This window comes from Halogeometricum sp. S3BR5-2, from assembly GCF_031624635.1.
Lineage (GTDB): Archaea > Halobacteriota > Halobacteria > Halobacteriales > Haloferacaceae > Halogeometricum > Halogeometricum luteum.
In genome coordinates, this window is sequence record NZ_JAMQOQ010000001.1 from 1087086 (window position 1) to 1102196 (window position 15111).

19 protein-coding genes are annotated in these 15111 nt (G+C 66.2%); 14 read left to right on the top strand and 5 right to left on the bottom strand.

Going from position 1 to position 15111, the window contains the following annotated elements; all coding sequences use genetic code 11:
* Positions 1–29: 29 nt before the first annotated feature.
* The 5 genes from pth2 (at position 30) to NDI79_RS05665 (ending at position 4531) form a co-directional block, all read left to right on the top strand.
* Entirely contained in the window at positions 30–368 is a 339-nt protein-coding gene (gene pth2, locus NDI79_RS05645; RefSeq protein ID WP_310927463.1) for a peptidyl-tRNA hydrolase Pth2, read from the top strand.
* An 83-nt stretch (positions 369–451) separates the two neighbouring features.
* Positions 452–1828: a PAS domain-containing sensor histidine kinase gene (locus tag NDI79_RS05650; RefSeq protein ID WP_310927464.1), complete on the top strand. Its 1377-nt coding sequence runs from the start codon at positions 452–454 to the stop codon at positions 1826–1828.
* 82 nt (positions 1829–1910) lie between these two features.
* The gene (gene truD, locus NDI79_RS05655; RefSeq protein ID WP_310927465.1) at positions 1911–3290 is read left to right on the top strand and encodes a tRNA pseudouridine(13) synthase TruD; all 1380 of its coding nucleotides are present in this window, start codon (positions 1911–1913) and stop codon (positions 3288–3290) included.
* Positions 3291–3389: 99 nt separating this feature from the next.
* Positions 3390–3656 carry a hypothetical protein gene (locus tag NDI79_RS05660; RefSeq protein ID WP_310927466.1) on the top strand — a complete coding sequence of 89 codons (267 nt, stop codon included), beginning with the start codon at positions 3390–3392 and terminating at the stop codon, positions 3654–3656.
* Positions 3657–3808: 152 nt separating this feature from the next.
* A complete protein-coding gene (locus NDI79_RS05665) occupies positions 3809–4531 on the top strand; it encodes a DUF2103 domain-containing protein (protein ID WP_310927467.1) in 723 nt (240 codons plus the stop codon).
* Positions 4532–4541: 10 nt separating this feature from the next.
* Here NDI79_RS05665 and melA read toward each other — a convergent pair whose 3' ends face one another.
* The gene (gene melA, locus NDI79_RS05670) at positions 4542–5849 is read right to left on the bottom strand and encodes an alpha-galactosidase (protein WP_310927468.1); all 1308 of its coding nucleotides are present in this window, start codon (positions 5847–5849) and stop codon (positions 4542–4544) included.
* A gap of 113 nt (positions 5850–5962) precedes the next feature.
* Here melA and NDI79_RS05675 point away from each other — a divergent pair, with 113 nt between their 5' ends.
* The 5 genes from NDI79_RS05675 to NDI79_RS05695 all read left to right on the top strand — a co-directional run bounded on the left by NDI79_RS05675 (position 5963) and on the right by NDI79_RS05695 (position 7440).
* Complete coding sequence (locus NDI79_RS05675) at positions 5963–6247, top strand: eL43 family ribosomal protein (protein ID WP_310927469.1); 285 nt, start codon at positions 5963–5965, stop codon at positions 6245–6247.
* Positions 6248–6279: 32 nt separating this feature from the next.
* A complete protein-coding gene (locus NDI79_RS05680; protein WP_008388991.1) occupies positions 6280–6414 on the top strand; it encodes a DNA-directed RNA polymerase subunit P in 135 nt (44 codons plus the stop codon).
* Positions 6415–6439: 25 nt separating this feature from the next.
* Complete coding sequence (locus NDI79_RS05685; RefSeq protein ID WP_310927470.1) at positions 6440–6691, top strand: KEOPS complex subunit Pcc1; 252 nt, start codon at positions 6440–6442, stop codon at positions 6689–6691.
* 67 nt (positions 6692–6758) lie between these two features.
* Positions 6759–7157, top strand: a complete 399-nt coding sequence (locus tag NDI79_RS05690) for a prefoldin subunit beta (RefSeq protein WP_310922883.1) — start codon at positions 6759–6761, stop codon at positions 7155–7157.
* Positions 7158–7161: 4 nt separating this feature from the next.
* On the top strand, positions 7162–7440 hold the full coding sequence (locus NDI79_RS05695; protein WP_310927471.1) for a DUF3194 domain-containing protein: 279 nt from the start codon (positions 7162–7164) through the stop codon (positions 7438–7440).
* Between the two features lie 108 nt (positions 7441–7548).
* On the opposite strand, the gene NDI79_RS05700 is transcribed toward NDI79_RS05695, so the two are convergent.
* The 3 genes from NDI79_RS05700 to NDI79_RS05710 form a co-directional block, all read right to left on the bottom strand.
* Positions 7549–9357, bottom strand: coding sequence for an SLC13 family permease (locus NDI79_RS05700; RefSeq protein ID WP_310927639.1), 1809 nt, complete (start codon positions 9355–9357; stop codon positions 7549–7551).
* Between the two features lie 118 nt (positions 9358–9475).
* Entirely contained in the window at positions 9476–9715 is a 240-nt protein-coding gene (locus NDI79_RS05705; RefSeq protein WP_310927472.1) for a hypothetical protein, read from the bottom strand.
* Between the two features lie 63 nt (positions 9716–9778).
* Positions 9779–11188 carry a hemolysin family protein gene (locus NDI79_RS05710; RefSeq protein ID WP_310927473.1) on the bottom strand — a complete coding sequence of 470 codons (1410 nt, stop codon included), beginning with the start codon at positions 11186–11188 and terminating at the stop codon, positions 9779–9781.
* 113 nt (positions 11189–11301) lie between these two features.
* On the opposite strand from NDI79_RS05710, the gene NDI79_RS05715 reads away from it, so the two are divergent.
* The gene (locus NDI79_RS05715) at positions 11302–11517 is read left to right on the top strand and encodes an HVO_0649 family zinc finger protein (RefSeq protein WP_310927474.1); all 216 of its coding nucleotides are present in this window, start codon (positions 11302–11304) and stop codon (positions 11515–11517) included.
* A 695-nt stretch (positions 11518–12212) separates the two neighbouring features.
* Positions 12213–12617, top strand: a complete 405-nt coding sequence (locus NDI79_RS05720) for a DUF5518 domain-containing protein (protein ID WP_310927475.1) — start codon at positions 12213–12215, stop codon at positions 12615–12617.
* An 805-nt stretch (positions 12618–13422) separates the two neighbouring features.
* On the opposite strand, the gene NDI79_RS05725 is transcribed toward NDI79_RS05720, so the two are convergent.
* Positions 13423–13671: a hypothetical protein gene (locus NDI79_RS05725; protein ID WP_310927476.1), complete on the bottom strand. Its 249-nt coding sequence runs from the start codon at positions 13669–13671 to the stop codon at positions 13423–13425.
* Between the two features lie 308 nt (positions 13672–13979).
* Between NDI79_RS05725 and NDI79_RS05730 the strand changes: the two genes are divergently transcribed.
* Entirely contained in the window at positions 13980–14642 is a 663-nt protein-coding gene (locus NDI79_RS05730) for a flavodoxin domain-containing protein (RefSeq protein ID WP_310927477.1), read from the top strand.
* A gap of 174 nt (positions 14643–14816) precedes the next feature.
* Positions 14817–15068, top strand: coding sequence for a hypothetical protein (locus NDI79_RS05735; protein WP_310927478.1), 252 nt, complete (start codon positions 14817–14819; stop codon positions 15066–15068).
* Positions 15069–15111: the final 43 nt, after the last annotated feature.

Sequence of the window (15111 nt, forward strand, 5' to 3'; positions counted from 1 at the left end):
CTTTACCGTCGGGGCGGCGACTGCGCCCCATGAAGCAGGCCATCGTCGCGCGGGCGGACCTCGGGATGAGTCGCGGGAAACTCGCCGCGCAGGTCGCCCACGCCAGCCTCTCGGCGTACGAGGACGCCGACCGGAAGGCGCGGACGGAGTGGAAAGGCTCCGGGCAGAAGAAGGTCGTCCTGAAGGCGAACGGCGAGGAGGAACTGTTCCGCCTCGCGGACGACGCCGAACGGCAGGGGCTCCCCCACGCCGTCATCCGGGACGCGGGGCACACCCAGTTGGACCCGGGGACGGTCACCTGTCTCGCGGTGGGGCCGGGTCGCGACGACCTGGTCGACCAAGTGACCGGTGACCTCTCGCTGTACTGAACCGAGAGAAACCGCCGAGCGACCCCGTCTCGCGACGAGAGTAGCCGAACGACTTACAACGCGGCACCGCCGATACCCCGGCGATGAGGGACTTCGCGGCCTCGGACTCGCAACCGCTCCTCGAGATACTGGAGAACGTCAACGACGTTATCACGGTTCGGGACGCCGAGACCGGCGAGACGCTGGCGGTCAGCGGCGCCGTCGAGGAGGTGTACGGGTACACCCCCGAGGAGTTCCGCGACCTCCCCATCGAAGCCTACAGCGCCGGGCCGCCGGAGTACACCGAGGAACGCGCGCAGAAACTGATAGAGGAGGCGCAGCGGACCGGCGAGAGCACGTTCGAGTGGAAGGCCAAGCGCGCCGACGGCACGGAGTTCTGGGTCGACATCGACATCTCGAAGACCGACATCGACGACCGGGCGGTGCTCGTGAGCGTCATCCGCGACGTGACCGACCGCAAGGAGCACGAACTCGAACTCGAGCGGTACGAACGGCTCGTCTCGCTCATCTCCGACCCGGTGTTCACGTTCGACGGGGAGGACCACATCGACTACGTGAACGAGGCGACGCTGAACCTGACCGGCTACACACGCGAGGAATTGATCGGCGCGCACCCGACGAAACTCGCGCTCAGTTCCACGACGTCGCGCGAACATCTCGAAGCCATCCACGCGCTCCAGGAGTCCGACGACGACTCGGTCCGTCTGGAGGGGGCCATCACCCGCGCGGACGGCAGCGAGCGCACCATCGAGTCGCACATGGCGCTGTTGCCGCCGCGGGGCGAGGGGTCGTTCGGAGGGGCGGTCGGCGTCGCCCGCGACATCACCCGCCGGAAGCGCCGCGAGGAGAAACTCGAACGGTTCGCCAGCGTGCTCAGCCACGACCTGCGGAACCCGCTGAACGCCGCGATGGCGCAGTTGACGCTGCTGCGGGAGGTCGAGGGCTGCGACAACGAGTACGTCGACACGCTGGAGGACCTGACCGACCGGATGGCCGAGATAATCGACGACGTGCTGACGCTGGCCCGTGAGGGCCGGTACGTCACCGACCCCGAGACGTTCCCTCTATCCCCGGCCGTCGAGGAGGCGTGGAACACCGTCGACGCCCCCGCGGCCACCCTCGTCGTCGGCGACGACCTGGGGACCGTCGAGGGCGACAGGCGCCGCGTCCGCCGCCTCCTGGAGAACCTCTTCGACAACGCGACCCGTCACGGCGGGGCGGACGTCACCGTCACGGTGAGCCGCCTCGCCGACGGCTTCGCCGTCGAGGACGACGGGCCGGGCATCCCCGCCGAGGAGCGCGGGGAAGTGTTCGAGCACGGCTACTCGACGGCGGACGACGGCACCGGGTTCGGGCTCAACATCGTCGCGGAGATAGCCGACGCCCACGACTGGGACGTCGCCGTCGCCGAAGGCGAGGGCGGCGGCGCCCGCTTCGAGGTCACGGGCGTCTTCGACTGACGGGCGGGGCCGTGCGAGGACCGGACGAAGACGGAGACCGGAGGGGCCTTACGAGCGAAACGCCGAGCAACCGGAGACACAGATGCGCGAGGCTCACTCACTCGAACGGCGCGTCGGCATCGACTACTACGCGAGCGACGCGGACGGCACGGGCGGCCGCCTCCGCGTCGACCCCGAAGACTTCCGGGTTCGCGAGGTGGAGGCGATGGACCCCGTCGACGTCGACGCCGACCCGGGCGACTACCCGCACCTCCTCCTGCGCGCGACGCTCCGCGAGTGGGACACGAACGACTTCGCGCGCCGCCTCTCGGACGCGATGGGTATCAGCCGCGAACGCGTCGCGTGGGCGGGCACGAAGGACAAGTACGCCGTCACGACGCAGTTGTTCTCGGTCCGGGACGCCGACCCCGAGTCGATTCCCGACGTGCGCGACGCCGATATCGAGGTTCTCGGCCGAATCGGCCGCGACCTGGGATTCGGCGACTTGGCGGGCAACGACTTTCAGATTCGAGTCCGCGACGCCGACGTTCCCGAGAACGCCGCCGCGGTGACGGCCGACCTGACCGAGTTTCTGACCGGCGAGCGCAGCGACGCCCCCACCGACGAGGCGGCGGCCGTCGCCGTCCCCAACTACTTCGGCCACCAGCGCTTCGGCAGTCGCCGGCCCGTCACGCACGTCGTCGGCCTGCACGTCGCCCGCGGCGAGTGGCGCGAGGCCGTCCTCGCCTACGTCGGCAACCCCGCCGAGGCCGAACCCGAGGGGACGCAGGCGGCGCGCCGGGTCGTCGACGAGGAGGCCGCATCCGAAAATCCGGACTGGCAGGCCTGCCTGGAGGAGATGCCGCACCGACTGCGCTACGAGCGGTCGATGCTGCACCGCCTCGCGGAGGACGGCGCCGACTCGGACGACCAGTGGCGGCACGCACTCGAAGCGGTGCCCAGAAATCTCCAGCGCCTGTTCGTCAACGCCGCGCAGTCGTACGCGTTCAACCGCATTATCTCCGAGCGCCTGCGCCGGGGACTGCCGCTCTCCGAACCCGTCGAGGGCGACGTGGTCTGCTTCGCCGACCGCGACGCGCCCGAGGGACTGTACCGCGCGGACCCCGGCCGGACCCAGGTCGCGACGGGCCGCCGCGTCGACGTGATGGCCCGTCACTGCGAACGCGGCCGGGCGTTCGTCACCGCCCCCCTCGTCGGCACCGACACCGAGTTGGCCGACGGCGAACCCGGCGAGGTGGAACGCGCCGTCCTCGACGAACTGGACCTCGAACCCTCCGACTTCGACCTGCCGGGCGAGTTCGACTCCTCGGGGACGCGGCGGGCGGTTCTCCTGCGAACGGACGCGGAGACGGCCGTGGACGAGGGAGACGACGCCTACGAACTCGCCTTCTCGCTGCCGTCGGGGTCGTACGCGACGGTGCTGCTGCGGGAGTATCTGAAGTCGACGCCGACGGACCTCTGAGGTCCGTACCGCGTTCGCTCCGGTCGGGTCGAAGCCGGGGCGTACCGGACGGAGCGGAGATACCGTTAACGCGGACGAGTCGGTAGCAGTACGAGAGACATGGAGGGCGAATCGTCGGCGCTGCTTCGAGTCGGGGCGTGGGGTCAGCTAGTCGTCGTCGCACTGGCGGTCGTCTTCTGGTCTCTCGGCCTCGCCGACGCCCTCTTCGCCGCGTGTCTCGCGTACTTCGTCGTGACGCTCGCCGGCGTGGTCGGTATCGCCAGACACGCGTCGGCCGTCGTCGGCCCCCTCGTGTATCCGTTCGTGGTTCCCGGGTTCGTCCCGCTCTACTACTTCGCACTCCGACGGGCGTCAGCGAGCGAGTAGTGCGGTCCCGCCTCCCGAACCCGGCGGCAGATTCGGCGCTGCCGGGTGAGACGGGCCCCACCGCCGACGGCCGCCACCGGACTCGCGGACTCGCGGCCCCGCTACCCGAGGAGAACAATCGCGCTTTTATACGACCGCCCGTTCTTTCGACCATGGACTGCGGGCGGTGCGGCACGCCGTTGGAGAAGCCGGGAGACTACTGTCTAACGTGCAACACCGCCAACTGCGACACCGTCGTCGCCGTCCTCGACCGGGACCGAGCGACGCTGACGATGCTGGACGACGAAGAGGTGGTGGCGACGACGACGGTGACGACCATCCCCGAGGACGGCGAGGAGGAACGCGTGGTCGAACTGCGGAACTTCGCGGGCCTCGTCGCCGACGAGATACGGCGCAAGCGCCCCGAGGAGGTGTACGCCGCGGGCGACAGGGACGTGCTCCGCGAGACGCGCGCGCAGGTGCACCACGAATTCTACCGCGTTGCCGGCGAAGACCCCGTCGAACGCGTGCTCGAACGCCGCGGGGAGCGCTCGCTGGAAGTCGTCGAGACGCCGCCCAGAGAGAAGTTGGGCGGGTCGCACTCGACGCTCATCGGCGGACGGGAGGGCAGACGCGCCATCGGCGTCGTCGCCGACCACCCGCACGTGAAGAAGGTCATCCCCGGCCCCATCGACGCCGGCGGGATGGGGTCGCAGAAGGGCCTCCGCGCGAAGGTGACGCGCGCCGACGCCAACGGCAACGTCCGTCTTCTTCTCAGAGACGGGTCGAGCGTGCAGGAGAACCGCATCGTCACCACCGCCATGGACAAAGAGACGGGCGAGTTCGTCCGCGAGGACCTGAACGAGGCGCTCCGCGAGGAGGAGTTGCAGGACTGAGAAAGAGCGCTCAGTCGAACGCCGGCAGGTACGCCGCGTTGGCGTCGAGGAGTTCCTCGGTCATCTCGTGAATCTCGTCCAAGGTGCAGGCCGCGGCGGTCAGCGGGTCCAATTTGACGGCGCGGTGCAGTTTCTCGCGGTCGTTCTCGAGTGCCGCCTCCACGACGAGTCCGTTGACCGTCGCGTGCCGTCGGTCGAACGCCGCCAGTTCGGTCGGGAGTTCGCCCACGGAACAGGGCCGAACGCCCGTCCCGTCGACGAGGCAGGGCACCTCGACGCAGGCGTCCGACGGCAGGTTCTCGATGGCGTTCGTCCGATTGGAGACGTTGAGGTTGAACCGCCTCGAGGTGTCCGTCTCCATCGAGTGGATGACGCGCGAGGCGTACTCCTCGGAGCGTTCGACGCCGACTTCGTCTAAGTCCGCCTCGATGTCGGGGTCGTCCCGCGCCGCCGACCGCGCGGTCCACCCGTCGAGGTACGTCGCCGTCGCCATCCGTTCGGCGTAGCCCTCACCGCGCATGGCGTCGATGGTCGACTGGTCGGTCCGGAAGTACGGCACGTACTCGCTGACGTGGTGGCTCGACTCGGTGACGAACGCGCCGAAGTGCTTCAGCATCTCGAACCGGACGGTGTCGCGCCGGTACGTCTCCTCGTCGGCCATCGCCTCGCGCAGGGCGGGGTAGAGGTCCTCGCCGTCGCGTTCGAGTTCGAGGAACCACGCGAGGTGGTTGAGTCCCGCGACCCAGTAGTCGAGTTCCTCCGCCGGAACGTCGAGGTAGTCGGCTATCGCTTCCGCCGTGTGCGGCACGGAGTGACAGAGGCCGACCGTCTCCACGTCCGTCGCCTCGAACATCGTCTCGCAGAGGATGGACATCGGGTTCGTGTAGTTCAGGAGGAGGGCGTCGGGGCACAGGTCCTCGATGTCACGGGCCATCTCCAGCATCGTCGGAATCGTTCTGAGGGCGCGAAAGATGCCGCCGGGGCCGATGGTGTCGCCGATGGCCTGCTTCACGCCGTACCGCTCGGGGATGCGAATCTCGTTCTCGAACGGTTCCGTCCCGCCGACGTTGATCATGTTCAGGACGTAGTCGGCGCCGTCGAGGGCCTCTCGGCGGTCGGTCGTCGCACGAATCGTCGCGTCCAACCCCTCGTTCTCGACCATCGCCTCGGCGACGCGCGTCGTCTTCGACAGGCGGGCTTCGTCCACGTCCATCAGGCAGATGTCGCTGTCGGAGAGTTCGGGAAAGGAGAGAACGTCGCCGACCAGCGTCTTCGCGAACACCATGCTCCCCGCTCCGACGAGGGTGATCGTTGGCACGTCACGTGGGTGCACGCGACGCCGAGATAAGCGTGCCGGAGGGGAGACCGGCGGAGACGCGACGAGGCGGACTCGCAGGGTTTATCCCGGTACCGCGGATAGGAGGCGATACTATGGCCGAAAACAGAGCGCGACAGACGGGAAGCGCCGGACGCTTCGGCGCGCGCTACGGGCGCGTCGCCCGCCGCCGCGTCAAGGAGATCGAAGCCGAGATGCGCGACGCGAAGGTCGACGGCGAGGACGTCACCCGCGTCGGCACCGGCATCTGGAAGAACGAGAAGACGGGCGAGAAGTTCACGGGCGGGACGTACCGACCCGAGACGCCCGGTGGCAAGCAGGTCCGCCGCTCCATCCGCGCCGCCCTCTCCAGCGACGGCGAGGACGAGGACGGCGAGTAATATATCACGCCCGACCACTACTCCAACACACGATGAGCTACAAGTGTTCTCGGTGCAAGCGCGACGTCGAACTCGACGAGTACGGCGGCGTGCGGTGTCCGTACTGCGGCCACCGCGTGCTCCTGAAAGAGCGCGCACCGACCGTCAAGGAAGTCCCGGTCCGGTAACGACCCCGATTCTCGCTTCTCGCAGATGTCCCGCCGCCACGACGTGACCCTCTCGTTCCGCTACCCCGAGGAGCGGCGCGCCCGGGTCGTCGCCGAGAGCGTCCGCGTCGAGGAGGGGGAGATAGCCGACGCCCGTTCGTCAGCGTCGGTCGAACGCGACGGCCGGGTCGTGCGGGTCCGCGTGGAGGCGTCCGACCTCGTCGCCCTCCGGGCGGGCGTGAACACGTGGACGCGCCTCGTCGACACCGCCGAAACGGTCTCCGAGCGGGCGGCGTAGGCTCGCGCGAGGGGGCCGCGAGCGGAGAATACTGGTCTTTTTCAGTCCGGGTCTCCTGGGACCCAGTATGCAGGGTAATCTACCGCCTGAAGCACAGGAGAAGCTCGAAGAACTGCAGGACCTTCAGGAGACAGCACAGAAGGTTTCCGCGCAGAAACAGCAGGCCGAGTCCACGCTCAACGAGTCGCAGACGGCGCTGGAAGCCCTCGACGACATCGACGAGGACACGCTCATGTACCGCGAAGTCGGCGAACTCCTCGTCGAGACGGAGTACGAGGCGGCCCACGACGACCTGAGCGAGAAGGTCGAGAGCCTCGAAGTCCGCGTCGAACAGCTCCAGAAGCAGGAAGAGCGCGTGCAGGAGCAGTTCGAGGACCTCCAGAGCGAACTCCAGCAGATGCTGCAGGGCGGTGCCGGCGGCGCTGGCGGCGGCCCGATGGGCCCCGGCGGCGCGGGTGGCGCGTAAACGCATGCCTACCGACGCAGAAGTCGTCGAGACGGCCGCCGAGGCGGCCGAGGGCGTCATCTTCGCGCGCTACAAGCAGTCCGAGGTCAAGGACTTCGACGTGACGGTGACGTTCGAGGAGGGCGTCCTCGACGTCGACGTCTACGTCAACGCTCCCGCCGACGGGGAGTCCGACCCGGACGCCGTCGCCGACGAGGCGGCGCTGGCCGCACAGGACGCCGTCGACGAACTGTTCGCGGACGATACGAACGCAGACGCAGACCCGGACGCGAACGCGGCGTAAGCCCGCTCGCGTTCGATTCGTCTTCTCACGCCGTTCTACCGACCCGACTAAACGCGAGCGGCGCGTCCGCGCAGACGACGCCGTCGCCAACGACGAATCCTCGGGGGTTCAGACGCCGAGGTCCCAGAAGAACGCGATGCCGAGGACAGTGACCACGGACAACAGCAGTTGGAGGGGCGCGCCGACCCGCAGGAAGTCGGAGAACCGGTAGCCGCCGGGGCCGTAGACGAACAGGTTCGTCTGGTAGCCGACGGGCGTCATGAATGCCGTCGACGCCGCGAACGTCACCGCGAGGACGAACGCGAACGCGTTCGCCCCGACGGACTGGGCGGCGCTGGCGGCGACGGGAATCATGAGGACGACGCTCGCGTTGTTGCTGATGACGCTCGTCAACAGCCCGGTGGCGAGGTAGAACACCCACAGAACGCCGATGACGGGGAGGAACTCGGCCGTCGCGGCGACACCGTCACCGAGGACGGCCGCGGCGCCCGTCTGCTGGAGGGCGATGCCGAGGGGGATGACGCCCGCGAGGAGGAAGATGACGTTCCACTCGACGGATTTGTAGAGTTCGTTCGGTTTGAGAACGCCCGTAAACACCATCGCCACCACCCCCGCGAGCGACGAGACGACGATGGGGAGGACGTTCAGCGCCGGGAGGGCGACGACGCCGGCGATGATACCGACCGCGTAGGGAATCTTGTCGGTCCGGTAGGTGACGTCGTCGAACTCGTGGGCGACGATGAAGTCCTCGTTGCGGACGAGGCGGGTCAGACTGTCCGGCGGCGCCTGCACGAGCAGCGTGTCGCCGACGCGTATCTTGATGTCCTCGAACCGGTCGCGGACCACCTCTCCCCGCGTGCGGAAGGCGAGCACGTTCGCCGAGTAGCGCTGGCGGAACGTCGAACTCGCGAGCGTCTCGCCGACGAGGAACGACCCCGAGGGGACGACCACCTCGACGAGGACCGGTTCCTCCCCGCCGGGGTGGAGGTCGCTTTCGGTCCGGGGGCCGCCCGCGAACGCGAGTCCCTCCGCGTCCATGATTCGTTCGAGCGTCTCCCGGTTGGTCCGGAGTCGGAGCGTGTCCTGCTCGTGAATCTCCTTGCGGGCGAGCGGTTCGTCGAACCGCTCGCCGTACCGAATCAGCTGCAGCACGTCGATGTCGAGGTCGTCGTCGCCGAGCGCCTCCGCGACGGTCTGCCCGATGAGCGGGGACCCGTCCGGGACGACCACGTCCGTGAGAAACTCTTGGAGTTCGTACTCCTCGACGAGGTCCTCCTCGGCCGGGACGCGTTCGGGGAGCAACCGGACGCCGACGGTTCCGAGGTAGAGCGCGCCCACGACGAAGACGACGGCGCCGAGTTTCGTGAACTCGAACATCCCGAACGCCTGCAGTTCGAGGCCGGGGGACTCCGCGCCGAGTCGCGCCGCGATGTCGCTGGCGAGGATGTTCGTCGACGTGCCGATGAGCGTCAGCGTGCCGCCGAGCATCGACGCGAACGACAGCGGCATGAGCAGCTTCGACGGCGACGTCTTCCCCTCGTGTGCGAGGTCGGTGATGACGGGCACGAGGATGGCGACGACGGGCGTGTTGTTGACGACGCCCGAGACGGGGCCGGTGATGCCGATGGTCGCCGCGAGCTGTTTTCTGCGGTCGGTCCCGGCGAACGCGGCCATCTTCCGGCCGAGCGTCTGGACGATGCCGGTGCGGTTGATGCCGGTGCTCAGAATCAGCATCGCCAGCACGGTGATGGTCGCGGGACTGGCGAACCCGGAGATGCCCTCCCGCGGAGAGATTTGGGTCCACGGCTCCAGCACCATCAGGAGCACCATCAGCAGAATCGCCGTCACGTCGATGGGGAGCCACTCGGTGGCGAACAGCACGAGCGCGAGGAGGATGAGCGCGAAGACGACGAGCATCTCCCCCGTCACGGGGAGGGATGCCAGCCCCGAACTGCCGAGCGGGGCGGCGGAAGAAGACATACGTAACTGAAGACTCGGCGGCGGAAAAGGGCTGGTATACGCCGGCGCGGCCCGCTCAGTTCCCGAGGGTCCCGTCGTCTCGCTCGTAGGTGACGGTCAGCGTTCCCGCCGCCGGGTCCCGCACGGCGTCCCGGAGCGTCTCGAACTCCCGCAGGAGCGCCGCGGCGTCGTCCGTCCCCTCACGGACGCTCCGCGACTCCTCGCGAATCGTGTCGTAGACTTGCTCTACGATGCGCCGGGCGGCGTACGAATCGGTTTTCGAGTCTATCTCGAAGGTGGCCTCGTATCGTGACATCCGAACAGATTGGCGCTCCGAGGTATAAACGTCGTCGCGGCTCCCGGTGTCGACAACCGGGCGTCACGTCCCCGCTCGCACCGTTCCGTCGTCGTCCGCCTCGCGGCCGTCGTCGTCGCCGGCCCCGTCCGGGTCGTCGCCGTCCGTCTTCCGGTTCGGGTCGCTCTCGCTGCGCCGTATCGAGAGGCGCTCGATTCGGGCGTCCTCGGTCGCCTCGACGCGGAGGAGACGGCCCTCTCGTTCGACTTCGTCGCCGACCTCGGGCACGCGCCCGAGGAGGCTGAAGACGAACCCGCCGATGGTCTCGACGTCGTCGCTCTCGAAGGCGGTGTTCAACCGGTCGTTCACGTGCTGAACCGGAACGCCGCCGTCGACGACGTACACGCCCTCCGAGCGCTTCTCGATGGACGGTTCCTCGGTCGGCGCGTCGAACTCGTCTCGGATGTCGCCGACGATCTCCTCGAGGACGTCCTCGATGGTGACGATACCCTCGAAGACGCCCCACTCGTCGATGACGACCGCCATCTGCCCCTCCCCGCGCGCTTGGAAGTCCGTGAGAATCTCGTCGATGCGGCGCGTCTCCGGCACCGCGAGCACCTCTCTGGCGAGGTCGCCGGCGGTCAGCGACTCGTCGGCCTCCCGTTCGTCCGCCCTGAGGAGGTCTTTCACGTGGACGAAGCCGACGACCTGGTCGCCGTCGTCCTCCAAGACGAGATAGCGGGTGAAGCGCCCGCGGGCGGCCACGGTCCGGAGTTCCGACAGCGGCATGGACGCTCGAATCGTCTCCACGTCGGGCCGCGGCACCATGATTTCGCGCGCGACGGTGTCGCCGAGTTCGAAGACGCTCTCTATCATCTCGACCTCCTCGAAGTCGATGCGGCCCGTCTCCTCCGAACGGGCGAGGATCATCCGAATCTCCTCTTCGGAGTGGCTCTCCTCGCCCTCCGAGGCGGGGGAGACGCCGAACAGGCGCGTGAAGCGGTTGGCGGTCCCGTTGAACACGATGATGCCGGGCATGAAGACGTAGTAGAAGAACTTCATCAACGGCGCGACGAGGAGCGAGATGCGCGTCGCCTCTTGGATGGCGAACGTCTTCGGCGCGAGTTCGCCGAAGACGACGTGGAGGAACGTGATGAACCCGAACCCGAGCGCGAACGCGACGAAGTGGACCGACCCTTCCGGGAGGTAGCTTCCGAGGACGGGTTCGATGAGCGCCGCCACGGCGGGTTCGCCGACCCATCCGAGGCCGAGCGAAGAGAGCGTGATTCCCAGTTGGCTCACCGCGAGGTAGCCGTCGAGGTTGTCGATGGCGTCCTGTACGAGCGAGGCACCCGCCTTCCCCTCCTCCGCCAGCGCGTCGATCTGCGTCGGACGGACCTTGACGAGCGCGAACTCCGCCGCGACGAACACGCCGTTCATCACGACGAGAAACAGCGCGAGAACGACGCCGCCGACGGATAGGAAGTCTACCATGCTGCTCTGCGGTACGATTGGGGTGCTTATCCGTCTTCTCAACGAGGCGTCGCGACGCTCCGACGAGCGTGCCGTGAGCAACCGTTAACATTACGGACGCTGTATGGTATCACATGTCGTATCAAAGTCGTCTCGGGACCACGACGCTGGACAGCCTCCGCGAACGGTACAACGAGACCCGAATGCGCTGTACGGCGTGCGGGTACCTCGACGCCGACGGGGAGTGGACGGCGGCGACGACGGGCGGCGAGATATCGTACGAGCACGTCTGTCCGAGTTGCGACCACGTCGACGAGGTGGTAATCAAACGGCAGACCGGGAAGGAGTAAACACGCCAGAATCGCTGAATTTCCGGGTACTGACCGTTTGGTGGGGCCGTGCTGAATAGAGGGCGCGAGTCGGTCGCGGGCCGGCACCCAGCATGAGAGAATTGAATCGCTCGGGACAGGGGAGCGACAGTTCATCAAATACAGAGGTAGCTTTGGTCTCTGCGTACGTGCTGACCACAGAGCGCGAGTCGGGGTACTGTGTGGCGCTCGATGGGAAAATCAAACCTGCCAGTACGGCATCTAAGCGAGATATTTCTTGGCCATCCACAGAATAAGCGCGAGAAAGGCTCCGAAGAAGAGCGGGGAGTCCGACAGTGGGAGAAAAAGGGCCGAGAAAGCGGTGAGAAGAACCACCAAAACCCACCATTTGAGCGTAGGGACGGCCTCCCTTGCTCCCTCGAGAAAACGAGAGACCATACGCATCGTTCGAGTGTATTGCATAAACGGATTCTGGTGGATACATCCTCCCTATTCAGCACTCGCCTCTTGGTAGTGGCCGGAGCGGTTTCTACGAGCGTGCCGAATAGTGAACACGAGTCGGTCACTCGAATGTCTCGGCTTCGTTGCTGCGCATGGACGTGCTACTTCACAACGGTCCCTCCGGGGACGAATCTCGATGTAAGTCATACGTTTGGTGTTGCATTAGAAAATATTCGACACACTATTGTTATATGTGCTTCCGTTGACAAGGTTATATGGACAAAAGGGCAGTGTTAGTTGGAGGGACAGTCAGCGCCTTATTGGCGCTTCTTTCTGTCCTGTTAGCTGGAATCGCCGCTGCTGGATTTTGGGGAACTGCTGCCGGAGTGATCGTCGCAGTCCGAGCAAGAGATACGACTGATGGATTGTTTGACGGAGCACTAGCGGGTCTCATCGGAGGTGTGGGTACTGTCGGTGTCGTTCTTCTACTGATGACCTTAGAGGCCTTCGTTCTCACAGGAAGCTGGAGTGCTTCAACATCTATTGGTGCTTATTTCTCCGTTGCGACGATGTTCATACTCATTCCGCTATTCGTATTCGAGGGGATGGTTACGGGTGCCATCGGTACGTACCTCCGAGAGAAAATGTCACAGCGGAAATCGACAATCGCCACGAAGTGAGTCGGTGATCTATCGAGTGTTATAGAACAACGGTCCGTTTGCACGCTGTTCTAGTCGGTTCACACACCTCGTTCAGTGTGGAACAAAGGACAACGGTCTGTCGAATATCGCCTCTAAATCGGTCACGGGGTCGTCATGGCTGCGATCTACGTCGAAGACCACGGGTTCACACCCTTCGAACGCTCCATCTCGTCGAATTCGGTGGTGACGCGATCGTCTCGAGCCACGAGACGTACGGCTCGGTTGCTCCACGACTCAACTCGAAGGCAGTCCAAGACGGGGGATAGTGTTTACCGACATCCCGCGGACGTGCTCTGGACTGCTGGATATGACGCTTTCCTTTGCTGAGCGACTCGTTTGCTCTAAGTAGCGTTATGAAGTGCCCAGACCTACTGTATAGTATATATAAAACTGCGTCAAGTATATCACGTGGAAGGGAACGTTATATCGTCACAGCCGAGACGTAGGGATGCGGTGAGAGCAAAACCACCATCAGTCACGGGGGGTCCCGTCCGCGAATCAACCATCAACCCGGCCCCGTCCTACGGTGAGTACAAGATGTCGCCGCGCACGTCCCGTCCGTACACGCTCATCGCGCTGTCGTTCCTCGTAGTTGTGCTGGTGAGTACTATCGTTGCCAGTCGATAGTACACCCCTCCACCGATTTGGTTTTTCGCTGTCGCCACCTCACCACGTTACGAGCCAGTAGCTCGCCTCGAACGCGATACGACCCCTCGAAGCCGTCGACGCGACGGGAGCGGTCGGTATCGACTCGACCTGACGGGGTTCGAGTCTGCGTCCCCGCCTACCGCTCTCTCACGACCGTCCGGGTCCGCTCGGCGTCGATGCCGAACAGGAAGCCGGCGAGAAACAGGAGCTCGTTGCCCAGATAATACTGCTGAATCACGTAGTCGACGAGGCCGATATCCGGTGCGGCCACGCCGAAGACGACCAACAGGAGCGCGATGATCGCCGCGAGGCCGGCGACCGCTCGGACGACGACGCCCGAGATGAGTCCGACCACGAACACCACGACCGCAGCGAGGAGACTCATCGCGCACCGACCAGTGACGTGTGAGTGCCGCGCGCCTCGGCCGAGACCGGTCTGTCAGCACTCACACCGGGGGTCGCGTCGAACGCGGGTCCGCTCCGTCCGAATTCGAAACGTAGCATTGTGATTCCTCGACGAGTTAGACGGCCCGGCCTCGCTTAACGGCGCGGTGTCGTTCTCGTCTCCGGGGTAGTTCGAGGGGCGAATCGCATCCGGGCTCGCGTTGTCTCGCGCCTCGGACCGTCTCGGGTTTCGAGAAACGGATGTCGAGGCTATCGTCTCACGGCCCGTACCGCACATCGTGAGCTGAGATGACTTCCATACTCATCGTGTACGGCACCGGTGAGGGACAGACCGCGAAGGTGGCGGCGTTCGTCGAGTCGGTGCTCGCGGACCGGGGGTTCGACGTGACGACGCGACACGTCTTCGAGACGGACGACGCGGACATCGAGGCGTTCGACGCCGTGTTGGTCGGGTCGTCCGTCAACAACCGCGCGCACCGACCGGAGGTGGTGGCGTTCGTCGAGCGACACCGGGAGACGCTGGCGACGCTGCCGACGGGGTTCTTCCAGCTATCGCTCGCCTCGGCGGTGTCGACGAAGTGGGCGCGCGACGGCGCCCTCGGGTTCGTCGACGGGCTGACCGAATCGACCGGGTGGGCGCCGGACCGCGTCGGTCTGTTCGCTGGCGCGCTGACGTTCTCTCGGTACGGCAGAGCGCAGCGAACCCTGTTCAAACTCGCGGCGATCGTGATGGGTCTCGACGGCGACACCACGCGCGATTACGAGTACACCGACTGGGCCGATGTGGAGCGGTTCGCAGTCGAGTTCGGGGAGTTCGTCGAACGCGAGGTCGCGGAGCACGAGCGCTCCTGCATGGAGTGTGGGCATCGCGCGCGGAGGACCGGTCGCTCCGCGGTCCGTTCGGTGGCGCTCTCGGCGCGGCGGCCGCGGGCGTCGCCTACTGGGCGCTGAGACGACGGTGTTCGACGCGAAGCGAGGATGAGACCGCGACGCGTCCGTGAGGTGGGTCCGAGTTGGACGCGGTCGCCGTCGACTCGCGGAAGTGCTTCGATAGTGCGGCAGGGGTCGTAGAGGGTCACAGCGCCGGTCAGAGCGGCTATGCTCTCGGCGAGCGTACGCGTACTCATGGCACAGATCGCTCGACTCCGCCTGCGCGCCGATTCGACCGGAACGCTCGAACTCGTCTGTGAACGCTCGGCCTCGGAGCGGCGGGTTCCCGACGTCCGCTCGTTCGTCGGGAAGGGCGAGTTCGGACTGCTCGTCGACGGTCTCGACCCGAACGAACCGGTCACGCTGTTCGTCGAGCGCGATTCGGGGGCGAGAGCGCTCCCCGCTCGAACGCCCGTCGAAGCGCCCACGGATGAAGGCCGGGAGTAAACGACAGCGGAACCCGCTCGCGACTCTCTTTGCGTTCGTCCCG